The organism is Nocardiopsis halotolerans DSM 44410 (assembly GCF_000341065.1).
GTDB lineage: Bacteria > Actinomycetota > Actinomycetes > Streptosporangiales > Streptosporangiaceae > Nocardiopsis > Nocardiopsis halotolerans.
In genome coordinates this window covers 1-12,144 of the sequence record NZ_ANAX01000307.1, presented here as the reverse complement: position 1 = coordinate 12,144, position 12,144 = coordinate 1, and the positions used below count along the sequence as shown (strand labels likewise).

General features: G+C 70.2%; 14 protein-coding genes and 1 pseudogene. 5 read left to right on the top strand and 10 right to left on the bottom strand.

Features of this window, described 5'->3' with window-relative positions; translation table 11 throughout:
* Positions 1–180: 180 nt before the first annotated feature.
* Together pstB (D455_RS0122550) and D455_RS0122545 are read left to right on the top strand one after the other, a co-directional pair.
* Positions 181–1,053 carry a phosphate ABC transporter ATP-binding protein PstB gene (gene pstB / locus D455_RS0122550; RefSeq protein ID WP_017572951.1) on the top strand — a complete coding sequence of 291 codons (873 nt, stop codon included), beginning with the start codon at positions 181–183 and terminating at the stop codon, positions 1,051–1,053.
* Between the two features lie 138 nt (positions 1,054–1,191).
* The gene (locus D455_RS0122545; protein ID WP_017572950.1) at positions 1,192–1,980 is read left to right on the top strand and encodes a winged helix-turn-helix transcriptional regulator; all 789 of its coding nucleotides are present in this window, start codon (positions 1,192–1,194) and stop codon (positions 1,978–1,980) included.
* A 20-nt stretch (positions 1,981–2,000) separates the two neighbouring features.
* Here the strand turns inward: D455_RS0122545 and D455_RS0122540 are convergent, their stop codons facing one another.
* The 5 genes from D455_RS0122540 to D455_RS0122520 are packed head-to-tail and all read right to left on the bottom strand — an operon-like array spanning position 2,001 to position 6,517.
* Positions 2,001–2,741: a response regulator transcription factor gene (locus D455_RS0122540; RefSeq protein WP_241480331.1), complete on the bottom strand. Its 741-nt coding sequence runs from the start codon at positions 2,739–2,741 to the stop codon at positions 2,001–2,003.
* A 15-nt stretch (positions 2,742–2,756) separates the two neighbouring features.
* On the bottom strand, positions 2,757–3,581 hold the full coding sequence (pstB, locus tag D455_RS0122535; RefSeq protein ID WP_206539290.1) for a phosphate ABC transporter ATP-binding protein PstB: 825 nt from the start codon (positions 3,579–3,581) through the stop codon (positions 2,757–2,759).
* 26 nt (positions 3,582–3,607) lie between these two features.
* Positions 3,608–4,555 (bottom strand): phosphate ABC transporter permease PstA, encoded by a 948-nt coding sequence (gene pstA, locus D455_RS0122530; protein ID WP_017572947.1) that lies wholly within the window; start codon positions 4,553–4,555, stop codon positions 3,608–3,610.
* Positions 4,555–5,514, bottom strand: a complete 960-nt coding sequence (gene pstC / locus D455_RS0122525) for a phosphate ABC transporter permease subunit PstC (protein ID WP_017572946.1) — start codon at positions 5,512–5,514, stop codon at positions 4,555–4,557. The genes pstA and pstC overlap by 1 nt, the downstream gene beginning before the upstream one ends.
* Before the next feature lie 31 nt (positions 5,515–5,545).
* On the bottom strand, positions 5,546–6,517 hold the full coding sequence (locus D455_RS0122520) for a PstS family phosphate ABC transporter substrate-binding protein (protein ID WP_017572945.1): 972 nt from the start codon (positions 6,515–6,517) through the stop codon (positions 5,546–5,548).
* Between the two features lie 343 nt (positions 6,518–6,860).
* Here D455_RS0122520 and D455_RS0122515 point away from each other — a divergent pair, with 343 nt between their 5' ends.
* Positions 6,861–7,079, top strand: coding sequence for an EF-hand domain-containing protein (locus D455_RS0122515; RefSeq protein WP_017572944.1), 219 nt, complete (start codon positions 6,861–6,863; stop codon positions 7,077–7,079).
* A gap of 6 nt (positions 7,080–7,085) precedes the next feature.
* Positions 7,086–7,751 carry an HAD-IA family hydrolase gene (locus D455_RS0122510; protein ID WP_017572943.1) on the top strand — a complete coding sequence of 222 codons (666 nt, stop codon included), beginning with the start codon at positions 7,086–7,088 and terminating at the stop codon, positions 7,749–7,751.
* Positions 7,752–7,775: 24 nt separating this feature from the next.
* Here D455_RS0122510 and D455_RS0122505 read toward each other — a convergent pair whose 3' ends face one another.
* The 4 genes from D455_RS0122505 to D455_RS0122490 form a co-directional block, all read right to left on the bottom strand.
* Positions 7,776–8,501, bottom strand: coding sequence for a spermine/spermidine synthase domain-containing protein (locus D455_RS0122505; RefSeq protein WP_017572942.1), 726 nt, complete (start codon positions 8,499–8,501; stop codon positions 7,776–7,778).
* 312 nt (positions 8,502–8,813) lie between these two features.
* Entirely contained in the window at positions 8,814–9,668 is an 855-nt protein-coding gene (gene hisG, locus D455_RS0122500; RefSeq protein ID WP_026122885.1) for an ATP phosphoribosyltransferase, read from the bottom strand.
* A gap of 73 nt (positions 9,669–9,741) precedes the next feature.
* Entirely contained in the window at positions 9,742–10,005 is a 264-nt protein-coding gene (locus tag D455_RS0122495; protein WP_013156366.1) for a phosphoribosyl-ATP diphosphatase, read from the bottom strand.
* A 162-nt stretch (positions 10,006–10,167) separates the two neighbouring features.
* Entirely contained in the window at positions 10,168–10,998 is an 831-nt protein-coding gene (locus D455_RS0122490; protein ID WP_017572940.1) for an SDR family NAD(P)-dependent oxidoreductase, read from the bottom strand.
* 147 nt (positions 10,999–11,145) lie between these two features.
* Between D455_RS0122490 and D455_RS0122485 the strand changes: the two genes are divergently transcribed.
* Positions 11,146–11,871, top strand: a complete 726-nt coding sequence (locus D455_RS0122485; protein ID WP_026122884.1) for a class I SAM-dependent methyltransferase — start codon at positions 11,146–11,148, stop codon at positions 11,869–11,871.
* 61 nt (positions 11,872–11,932) lie between these two features.
* Here D455_RS0122485 and D455_RS31380 read toward each other — a convergent pair.
* Positions 11,933–12,144 (bottom strand): annotated as a pseudogene (locus D455_RS31380) (D-alanine--D-alanine ligase); the annotation flags it as partial.

The following is a 12,144-nucleotide window of genomic DNA, read 5'->3' as shown; positions in this document are numbered from 1 at the left end:
GGTGACGGCCCGCCAACGCCCCGCGTTCACGGCGCCTCCGAGTTCACCGCCCACGTTCACCTTGGTCACGGGGATCGTTCACCCGCGCTTCACACACACATATTTGCATGGGATGGACCGCGCTCCGCCGGTTGCGCCCTCCATGAACGCGCGAGCACCGTCCGACACGGAAGTGGCCCCATGTCTGTCAGCAACACCGCATCCCTCTCCGGAACCGAGACCGGCCGCGGCGTCGCCCCCGACACCGTCCGGTACAACCGCGAGGTTCCCGGCCTGGGCGACCCCGTCTTCGACGTCTCCGGCCTCTCCGTCCACTACGGGAACAACAAGGCCGTGCGCGACGTGGACCTGAAGGTGGGTCCCCGCCAGATCACCGCCATGATCGGCCCGTCCGGCTGCGGCAAGAGCACCGTCCTGCGCACCCTCAACCGCATGAACGACCTCATCCCCGGCGCCCGCATCGAGGGGAAGGTCACCTACTACGGCGAGGACCTGTACTCCCCCGACGTGGACCCCATCGAGGTGCGCCGCCGGATCGGCATGGTCTTCCAGAAGCCCAACCCCTTCCCCAAGTCGATCTACGACAACGTGGCCTTCGGTCCGCGCATCATGGGCGTCCGCAACGGCCTGGACGAGATCGTCGAGGAGTCCCTCACCAAGGCCGCGCTGTGGGACGAGGTCAAGGACAAGCTGAAGGCCAGTGCCTTCGCCCTCTCCGGCGGGCAGCAGCAGCGGCTGTGCATCGCCCGCGCGATCGCGGTCAACCCCGAGGTGATCCTGATGGACGAGCCCTGCTCGGCGCTCGACCCCATCGCGACCCTCAGGATCGAGGACCTGATGTACGAGCTGGCCAGCGACTACACGATCGTGATCGTCACGCACAACATGCAGCAGGCGGCGCGCGTGTCCGACCGCACGGCGTTCTTCACCGCGGCCATGGACGACCGGGGCGACCGCTACGGCAGCCTGGTGGAGTTCGACGAGACCGCGACGATCTTCAGCAAGCCCTCCGACCAGCGGACCGAGGACTACATCAGCGGTCGCTTCGGCTGATTCCGACCGGAAACGTTCCTGGTGTGGTCGGAGTGGCCCAACCTCGTCGGCGAACAGGGCGGGCCGGTGAACCCTTCCGGTCACCGCACCAGATCGGACCGCTGTCCCCCTCCGTTCCTTCGACGAAGTGGACCACCCATGACCGCGCTTCCGTCTCCCGTCACCGTTCCGCTCCCGACCGCACCGGCCGAGGACGGCGCACCGGAACGCTCGGGGCGGCCCGAGGGGCCGATCCGCGTGCTCCTGGTGGAGCCGGAGTCGGAGCAGTCCCACCAGCTGGTGCTGTCGCTGAGCGGGCACGACGTGGACATCACGGTGTGCGTGGACGGCGCCGAGGCGCTGCTCAGGGTGGGGATGATGCGCCCGGACACCCTGGTGACCAGCGCGACCCCGCCCGAGGTGGACCTGGAGACGCTGGTACGGGTGACCCGTCGGGCGACGGAGATCCCCATCCTCATCGGGGTGGGCCCCGGCGACTCCCAGCGGGCCATGCGCGCGCTGGCGGCCGGGGCCACCGNCGTCACCCGCCCCTACCGGATCCCGGAACTGGCGGCCCTGCTGCGCGGCTCGCTGCCGGGCGCGGACGGAGGCGGCCCCGACGGCGCCGCCTCCCCGGCCGCCCTGCGCTCGGGCTCGCTGGAGCTGGACGCCCTGGGCCACCGGTTGTTCGTGGACGGCAGCCCGGTCAACCTGGCGCTGCGGGAGTTCGGGATCATGGATTTCCTGCTCAGACACAGCGGCAGAGTGGTCAGCCGGGAGGAGCTGTGGACCGAGGTCTGGCACAAGCCGCTGCCCCCGGTCAACAACACGATCGCCGTGCACATTCGGCGCCTGCGGCACAAGCTGGGCGACTCCGAGGCCCGGCCCAGGTTCATCCACACGGTGCGGGGCATCGGCTACCGGCTCGACGCGGACGCGCATTCCTGACCTCGGCGGTCCGCCCGCCCTCACGCCCGGTCGGGAACCGTGAAGCGGTAGCCGACCCCGTGGACCGTACTGATCCACCGCGCCCGGGAACCCCCGCCCTCCAACCGCTTGCGCAGGCGCATGATGTGGACGTTGAGGGTGTTGCCGCGTACCACGGCGTCTCCCCACGCGGCCCGGACCAGCTCGTGCCGGGGGACGACGGTGCCCACCCGCTCCGCCAGGTACCGCAGCAGCAGGAACTCCGTGGGGGGCACGGACACCGGCCGACCGTCGAGGAGGAACTCCGGCGCGCCGCCCTCGATACGCAGTCGCCCGAGTTCTATGGGCCCCAGGGCCGCGGAGTGCCCCGAGACCCCCGTGTGTCCGCCGAGCAGCGTCCTCAGGGCACCGGCCAGGTCCTCCCGCCGGTACGGCCGCCGCACGACCAGGGTGGCGCCCAGGGCGCGCACCCGGTCCGCGTAGTCCGCCTCCCCCGGCGGGATCCCCACGGCGATGGGCAGGGCGCGGTCCGAGACACGCACCCACCTCAGGAAGTCCGGCGTGCTGAAGGCCCCCGGAAAGGGGCCCAGAAGCACGGCGTCGGGAGCACTGCGTTCCAGGAGCGCCAGCGCGTCCCTGGTGTCGGCACAGTACAGGACGTTGACCGGTTCGGCCGAGAGCATCTCACCGAGCTCGGCGGCCACCTCCCGGTCCCCCTCCGCGGCGAGCAGCAGGGGCCGGGCCCCGTCTCTGTCCGGTGGTCCGGTTCTGTGTGACGCCACTCTGAGACACCCGACTCATCCGACTCTGCCGCTGATGTAGTCCTCGGTCCTCTTGTCCGTCGGCTTGGTGAAGATCGTTCCCGTCTCACCGGCCTCGATCAGTCGGCCGATCCGGTTGCCGGCGTCGTCGACCTGGACCGAGAAGAAGGCCGTACGTTCGGCCACACGCGCCGCCTGGTGCATGTTGTGCGTGACGATGACGATCGAGTACCGCTCCTTGAGCTCCGCCATGAGGTCCTCGACCCGGACGGTGGAGACGGGGTCGAGCGCCGAGCACGGCTCGTCCATCAGGATGACGTCGGGCTCGACCGCGATCGCGCGGGCGATGCACAGCCGCTGTTGCTGCCCGCCGGAGAGGCTGTACGCGTTGTCCCGGAGCCTGTCGCTGACCTCGTCCCACAGAGCGGCGCCCCGCAGCGCCTTCTCCACGATCCCGTCCATGTCGCCCTTCATGCCCACGGTGCGGGGGCCGAAGGCCACGTTGTCGTAGATCGACTTGGGGAAGGGGTTGGGCTTCTGGAAGACCATGCCGATGCGCTTGCGGACCTGGACCGCGTCCACGGAGGGGGCGTACAGGTCGGCGCCCTTGTAGAGCAGCTCCCCCCGCACCCGCGCGCCCGTGATGAGGTCGTTCATCCGGTTCAGGGACCGCAGCAGGGTCGACTTGCCGCACCCCGAGGGACCGATGAACGCGGTGACCTCCCTGGCGTTGACGTCCATGTTCACGCCCGCCAGGGCGAGGTGGTCGCCGTAGGAGACCGACACGTCACGGAGGGAGAAGACGGGGGTCTCCTCCGGGGAGGCGGTGTCGACGCCTCCGGGAGCGGTCCGCTCGGCCACGTGCTCACCGTTGTCCGGCACCGGACTCACCTCGCGTTCTTGTTCTCGTAGTGGTTACGCAGCCAGATGGCGAAGGAGTTCATCACCAGGAGCACGGCCAGCATGAGGATGACGCCCGCGGACGCCAGCACGCGGAACTCCTCCTGGGGACGGCCCGCGTAGTTGTAGATCTGCACCGGGAGCACGGAGAACTGGCCCTCGAAGAACGACGGGTCGAACATCACGAAGGTGACCGCGCCGACCAGCAGCAGCGGTGCCGCCTCGCCGATGGCGCGGGACACGGACAGGATGACGCCGGTGATGATGCCGGGCAGCGCCCCGGGCAGGACGTGGTGCCAGATGGTCTGCCAGTGGGTGGCGCCCAGACCGAGGGACCCCAGTCGGGTGGACGACGGCACCGCGCGGATCGCCTCCCTGGAGGCGAGGATGACGGTGGGCAGGACCAGCAGCGACAGGGTGAGCGATCCGGCGGCGGCGACGAAGCCGAGGTCGAGCGGGCCGCGCACGATGAACGCCAGGCCCAGGATGCCGAAGACGATGGAGGGCACCGCGGCGAGGTTCTGGATGTTGACCTCGATGAGGCGGTTCCACCACCGGGTGTGGTCGGCGTACTCCTCCAGGTAGATCGCCGCGCCCACACCCACGGGGACGATGAACAGGATGACGCCGCCGATCACGTACAGCGACCCGAGGATCGCGGTGCGGTATCCGGCGGTCTCCGGCGTGATGGAGGAGGGGCCCTCGGTGATCAGGTTCATGTCCAGCCGGGGCATACCGTCGACGAACGACCAGACGATGATGGCCATCATGCCGAGGAGCGCGAATCCCATGCCGAGCAGCAGCAGGGCGCGGAAGAGCACGTTCCCGATGCGGTCGGCACGCGAACCCGCGCCGAACACGCTCTCGGTCGCGCTCCGCGCCCCCGCCACGGCCAGTCGTGACCTCTGGGGCTGTTCGCCCTTCTGGATGACCATTACTCGTACACCTCACGGAAACGACGGACCAGGCGGGTCGCGATGATGTTCATGACCAGGGTCATCGAGAACAGGAGGGCGCCCACCGCGAAGATCGTGTCGTAGACGACCGTGCCCTGCGAGATGTCACCCGTGGCGGTACCGCCGATGTAGGCGGTCATGGTCTGGGCCGAGCCGAACCAGTTGAACGTCAGGTTCGGGTTCCCCGCGCCCGCGGCGATGAGGACGACCATGGTCTCTCCGATGGCGCGCGACGTGCCCAGGACGACCGCGGCGATGATGCCGGAGATCGCGGCCGGGAAGATCACCCGCATCGACACCCGCATCTTGCTGGCGCCCAGGGCGTAGGCGCCCTCGCGCAGCCCCGCGGGGACCGAGCGCATCGCGTCCTCGGACACGGAGGCGACCAGCGGGACGATCAGCAGCCCCACGGCCACACCGGCGATACCGATGGAGAACGGGGTGTCCCAGGGGAAGAACGGGAAGAGCTGCTCGGCCAGCGGACGCATGAAGAAGAACGCGAAGAGGCCGATCGCGACGGTCGGGATGCCCTCCAGGACCTCCAGCGCGGGCTTGACCACCTTGCGTACCCGGGAGGAGGCGTACTCCGACAGGTAGATGGCCGAGGCCAGGCCGATCGGGACCGAGACCGCCAGCGCGGTGACGACCACGATCAGGGTGCCCACGACGATCGGCAGGACACCGAACGAGGCCTGCGCGAACGCGGGCGCCCAGGTCGTACCGAGCAGGAACTCCGCCAGGGGGATCTGCCCGAAGAAACTGATCGTCGGAAAGACGAGGGAGAGAACGATCCCCGTCGTGACCAGGACGGAGAAGGCCGCGCACAGGGCGAGGAAGACCTTGATGAGCTTCTCGCCCCAGTGGGATGTTCCGGCGCCCGCCAACGGCCGGCGCGGGTTCGCGCCGGCCGTGGAAGCCGCCATGCTGCTGTCTGCCATGGCTTTTCTGGCTCTCAGATCGGGGTCGTCGTTAGCTGCTGAGCGATTCGATCTGCTCGGTGGCGGTGCTCATCTGCTCGTCGGTCAGCGGGATGAAACCGGCGGTCTCGGTGATCTCGGCGGAGTTCTCGATGTAGAAGTTCATGAAGGCCACCGACGCCTGGTTCTCGAGGGCGACGTCGCTGGCGTAGACGTAGAGGCCGCGGCCCAGCGGGGTGTAGGCGCCGGACTGGACGTTCTCCAGGGTCGGCTCGGTGCAGCCGTCACCGCTGTCGATCTGGAGCGGCTTGACCGCGTCACCGGCCTCCATGAAGTAGGAGTAGGGGACGAAGGCCATGGCGTTGGCGTCACCCTCGACACCGGTGATGGCGGCGTTGTCGTCCTCACCGATGTCGGTGTAGTCGGTGCGGATGCTGCCTTCCTCACCGTTGACCGCCTCGGTGAAGTAGTCGAAGGTGCCGGAGTCCGTACCCGGACCGTAGAGGGTGAACTCCGAGTCGGCGGCGTCGCCGGCCTCGAGCCCCTCGACGTCGCCCCAGGTGGTGGCGGAGGAGTCCGGGCCCCAGATCTGGTTGAGCTGGTCGACGGTGATGCAGTCGATCGGGTTGTCGGGGTGGACGATGACGCCCAGGGCGTCGTTGGCGACCGTGATCCTCTCCTGGGAGATCCCGGCCTCCTCGCAGAGCGCGATCTCCTCCTCCGAGATCTCGCGGGAGGCGTCGTTCATGTCGGTCTCACCGTTGCAGAACCGCTCGAAGCCGCCGCCGGTGCCCGACATGGCGACGGAGATCTGGACGCCGGGGTTCTGCTCCATGAACAGCTCGGCGGCGACCTCCGAGAGCGGACCCACGGTGCTGGAACCGTCGATCTGGATCTGGCCGGACAGCTCGCCGCCGCCCTCACCGCCAGAGGAGTCGGCTTCACCGCCACCGCCGCAGGCGGTGAGAACGAAGGGGATAGCTCCGGCGACACCGGCGACCTGAAGCCACTTCTTAGAGATCACGTGGAAATCCTTGACTCTTGGAACCTCAGCCGGCAGGGGGACCGCCGACCCGTCTCAGGGAAGTCCCGGCGCGTTCGCCGGGCACACTCCCATGCAAGAGCCCGCGTCTGAGCAGCGAAGAGAGAAAAGGTGAACGAAAGATGAAGGAGGCGACTCGATTCACCGCACCAAACGTCGCATCACCACCGAAAGCATCGGTTCGGTGACGGGTCGTCCATGGCGCGCGGTCCGGCGGGTGCCCCGGGGAGCTCCCCCGTGGCCCTCTCGGGACTCCACACACGCCGCGCCTACCGGTAACCTTGCGCCCGACCCCGCCCCCGCGACCCCATGGAGACGAACACAGATGCCGGACACCAACGAGTACGCGACGACCTTCGCGTTCGTCGACGCCGACAGCGACGGGTGCATCTCCGCCCAGGAGTACGCGGACCTGATGCACCGTCTCGGGGACAGCTGCACCGAGGACCAGGCCACGCGGGCGATCGAGGCCATGGACGGGGACGGCGACGGACTGATCACCCTGGACGAGTTCACGGCCTACATGTCCGACAACGGGAGCTGAGCCCCGGTGGGCCCGCCCTACGGCGCCGTCCTGTGCGACATCGACGGGGTGCTGCGCCTGTGGCCCACGGACGCCATGCCCGGTGTCGACCGGGCGTACGGGCTTCCGGAGGGGGCCCTGGCCGCCACCGCCTTCCACCCCGACCGCCTGCTGCCCGCGATCACCGGCCGCGTGTCCGACGAGGAGTGGCGGGAGGGGATCGCCCTGGCGCTGGCCGACCGCTGCGGCGGGTGGGAGCGCGCCCGCGCGCTGGTCGCGGACTGGACGGCGATCTCCGGCGCGGTGAACCAGGAGATGGCCGCCCTGCTGACCGCCGTGAGCAGGCACGTTCCGGTGGTGCTGGTGTCCAACGCGACCACCCGCCTGGAGTCGGACCTGGCGGCGCTCGGGCTGGACGGGATCGCCCTCCACGTCGTCAACAGTTCGCGGGTGGGCGTGGCCAAGCCGGACCCGGAGATCTACCGGATCGCGCGGGAGCGCTCGGGCGTACCCGTCGACGCATCGGTCCTGTTCGTCGACGACACACCGAGGAACGTGACCGCCGCCGAGGAGGCCGGGCTGGTCGCACGGTTCTTCGGGGAGACGGGCGACGTGCTCGCGGATCTGGTCTCGATCCTGCCCGAGGGCGACCGCGGTGCCTGGACGCCCGTCCCCCGGGAGGCCGCGAACTGACGACGGGGCCTCCCCGCCTTCGTGTCAGCGAGGTTCGCGCGCCAGGTAGACGGTGTCGGGCACGCCCCGGGCGACCGGGACCTCGACGATCTCCACGGACGCGAACCGCGCGCGCAGCGACTCCTCGAACGCGGGCACCGCGTTGGCGCTCCAGAAGGCCAGGACCCCGCCGGGAGCGAGCACGCGGGTGAGCCGGTCCAGCCCCGCCGCCTCGTAGAGGCGGCCGTTGCTCTCCACCACCGTCCAGTCGGGTCCGTTGTCGGTGTCCAGGCAGATCACGTCGTAGCGGACCGGATCGGCGGCGGAGGAGGCCTCCTCCAGCCACGTCACGATGTCGGCGTTGAGCACCCGGCAGCGCGGGTCCCGGTGCACGTACGCGGCGGCCTCGCCCAGCTCGCCGTCGTGCCAGGCGATCACGTGGGGTTCGAGTTCCACCACGTCCACCCGCGACACCCGGGGATGGTCCAGCGCCTCGCGGGCGGAGAAGCCCACGCCGAGGCCGCCGATGAGCACGCGGGAACGTGAGCGGCCCGCCGGGAGGGCGGCGAGGCTGGCGCGCACCATCTCCCGCTCGGAGGTCCCGTCCCGGGTGTCCATGAGGAACAGGCCGTTGGAGTAGATCTCGTAGTGCGCGCCCGAGCGGCGCAGTACGAGGTCACCGCCGGTCTCCCCGGTCACCCTCGCCAGCGTGACCGTCTCTCCCTCGGGCGCGTGGGGATCGGGGGCCGTGTCCTGGGTTCGCTGGTCCATCCCCACATTGTGCCCGCACACCCGGGCGGGCGGCCCGGGTACGGCCGCGTCCCGCCCGGGTCGTTCCCGACCACGGTGTTGCCGGGGGATGGGTCAGGGGCACCACCACAGGGGGAGTGCTCGCGTGAACGCTCCGGGGCCCAGGCGGGGCGGACGGTCCGTCCGGGTACGCGGGACCGCCCCCACGCGCTCGGCGGCCTGTCCGTGGCGTCGGGCGTGCCGCCCTCCAGGCGCACCGGGGCGACCGGGAGGAACGAGCGGCACCGAGCGCGACGGGGCCCCGCGACCACCGTGGGCCCCGGGGCCCTCCGCTCAGAGACGGCAGGCGTAGATGTCCGTGACCAGGATGGCGCGGGCACCGAGCTGCCACAGGTCGTCCATGATGCGCTGGGCGTCCCTGCGCGGCACCATCGACCGGACCGCGACCCAGCCCTCCCGGTGCAGCGGGGAGACCGTCGGCCCCTCCATGCCCGGGGTGAGAGCGACCGCCGCCTCCAGGCGCTCGGCGTGTACGTCGTAGTCCATCATCACGTAGTCGCGGGCGACCAGGACGCCGCGCAGGCGGCGCAGCAGCGTCTCGACCTTGGGGTCGTCCTCGGCCCCGGTCGGACGGATGACGACCGCCTCGGAGACCAGGATCGGCTCGCCGAAGGTCTCCATGCCCGCCTGGCGCAGGGTGGTCCCGGTGGAGACCACGTCGGCGACGGCGTCGGCGACGCCGAGCTTGACGGAGCTCTCGACCGCGCCGTCCAGGTGGATGACGCGGGCGTCGACGTTCTGCTTGTCCAGGTAGGAGCGCAGGAGTCCGTCGAAGGACGTGGCGATCCTCTTGCCGTCGAGGTCGGCCACCGTCATGTCCGCGCCGCCGGGGGCGGCGAAGCGGAAGGTGGAGCCGCCGAAGCCCAGCGGGAGGACCTCGTCCACCGGGGCGCCGGAGTCCAGCAGCATGTCGCGTCCGGTGATCCCCGCCTGGAGGATGCCCTCGCCGACGTAGACGGCGATGTCCTTGGGGCGCAGGAAGAAGAACTCGGTCTCGTTCTCGGGGTCGACCATGACCAGGTCGCGGCTGCTCTTGCGCTGCCGGTAACCGGCCTCGCGGAGCATCTCCACGGCGGGCTCGGAGAGCTGGCCCTTGTTGGGCACGGCGATTCTCAGCATGTCGGGCATGTTCACGGCTTTCTGTGGCTGCGTGTACGGGGACGTCCGTCAGTGGCCGGTACGCGCATGGCTGCGCGCCGACCTACAGATGCTTGTAGACGTCCTCCAGACGCAGGCCACGGGCCAGCATCAGGACCTGGAGGTGGTAGAGGAGCTGCGAGATCTCTTCGGCGGCCTGGTCGTCCGACTCGTACTCGGCGGCCATCCAGACCTCCGCGGCCTCCTCGACGACCTTCTTGCCGATGGCATGGACACCGGCGTCGAGTTGGGCGACGGTCCCGGACCCCTCGGGGCGGGAGCGCGCCTTCTCGGACAGCTCGGCGAACAGCTCTTCGAAGGTCTTCATGGTGTCTTTCCTCGACCGACAGATGCGTTACCAGCCTAGGCGGTCCGGCCGTCGGATGCCGCAACGGAGCCGGGATGTCTCAGCATGTGGTCGGCGGGATACGCCACACCGGGCGCCGCACGACGGTGACGGTCCGGTGGCCGGGCCCGGACCACCGCTTCATCACACCCTGCGCGCGGCGGCACGCACGACCGGCTTGGGCAGGAAGCGCAGCAGCCCCGTGGCCGCCTTGTACTGGGCCCCGGGGACGACGCTGGAGCGTCCGGCCGCCCACGCGGCGAGGGACTCGCGGACGACCCGCTCCTTGGGGACGAACGCGAACGCGGGCAGACCGCTCTCCTGGACCTCCCTGGTCATGTCGGTGCGCACGAATCCCGGGAGGACGGCGGTGACGTGCACGTCGTGCTCGGAGACCTCGGCGGCGACGCTCTCGCTCCACAGGGAGACGAACTTCTTGCCCGCCCCGTACACCGAACCGCCGGGGTTGGCGGCGATCTCGCCCGCCATGGAGGAGATGTTGATGACACCCAGCCTGGGCCGGGTCTGCCCCGCCTTCCTGCGGGCGATCTGCACCGGCAGGACCGCGCGGGCCAGGTGGAGGACCGCGCGCACGTTGAGGGCGAGCATGGCGTCGATCTCGTCGGGGTCCTGCTCGGCGAAGGGCCCGCCGTCGCCCCGGCCGGCGTTGTTGACGAGCAGGTCGACGGGCGCCTCGTCGCCGCCGCCGTCGGCCGACAGGCGCTTGGCGACGAGGGAGACGCCCTCGTCGGTGCCGAGGTCGGCGGGCAGGGTCTGGACTCCGACGCCGTAGCGGAGGCCGAGCTCCTCGGCGAGGGCTTCGAGGACCTCGCCCCGGCGGGCCACGAGGACAAGGGAGTAGCCGCGTTCGGCGAGCCGGAGGGCGTACTCCTCACCGATGCCCGTGGAGGCTCCGGTGACCAGCGCGGTCCTGGGGTGGGCGGAGGTCGCGGGAGTACTGGCCGGTTCGCTCATGCCCTCAGGGTAGAACGTCCGGGTGCGTCCGGGCGGAGGTCGGGGCCCGAGGGGGCGGCGGGTGGGGACACACGGTTCGCCCCGTGTTTTCCGCGGCCACGGCCGCGCCGCCTCCCCTCCGCGGGCCCGAGGCGTTAGCGTTCGGGTATGTCCGAGACACACAGCACTGCCGGACCGCTTTCCTCCCTGAGGTTGGACGAGCGCCTGCGTGACACCCGACTGTTCCTCAGTCAGGCGCTGCGTACCTTCCACGCCACCGGATCCGTCCTCCCCAGCAGCGGCGCCCTCGCCCGCGCGATGGCCGAGTACGTCCGACGGCGTCCCGAGCCCGACCGACCGCTGCGCGTCCTGGAGGCGGGTGCCGGAACCGGAGCGATCAGCCGCGGGATCGCCGCCTCGATGAGCCTCGGGGACACCCTCGACCTCGTGGAGGCCAACCCCGAGTTCGCCGCCCACGTCGAGGGCCTGCTGAAGACCGACCCGGTCATGTCCCGGGTCGCCGACAGCGCCCGTGTGCACGCCAGGCTCGTCACCGACATGGGCACCGACCGAAGGTACGACGTGATCGTGTCGGGCCTGCCGTTCGCCAACTTCACCGCCGACGCCGTCCGGGAGATCCTGGACTACTACTTCGAGGTGCTCGAACCGGGAGGGACCCTGTCCTTCTACGGCTACCTGTACACCAAGGAGGTCAAGGCGGTCATCGCCCGCCGTGAGGACTACCTGCGCCAGGCGCGCACGAGCTGGCTGGTGCGGGACTGGATCGACCGCTACGGCGTCGGTTCCGAGAAGGTGTTCGCCAACGTCCCGCCCGCATGGGTGCACCACCTGCGCAAACCGGAAACGTCCGAGCCGACGAAGGGCGGCGCCTGAGCCCCTTCCCCGACCTCCGGCCACAGGGCCCGCCACGTGCGTGGCGGGCCCCTCGCATGCCTCAGGCCAGCGCGGTCCGGATGAGGCGGTCGAGCAGCTCGGGGTAGAGCAGGCCCGCCGCCCGCCACATCCGGGGGTACTGCGAGTGCGAGGTGAACCCGGGGAAGGTGTTGACCTCGTTGATCACGGGATCGGTGCCCCCGCGCAGGAAGAAGTCCACACGCAGCAGACCGGAGCAGCCGAGCGCCTCGAACACCTCCAGGGAGAGCTCAC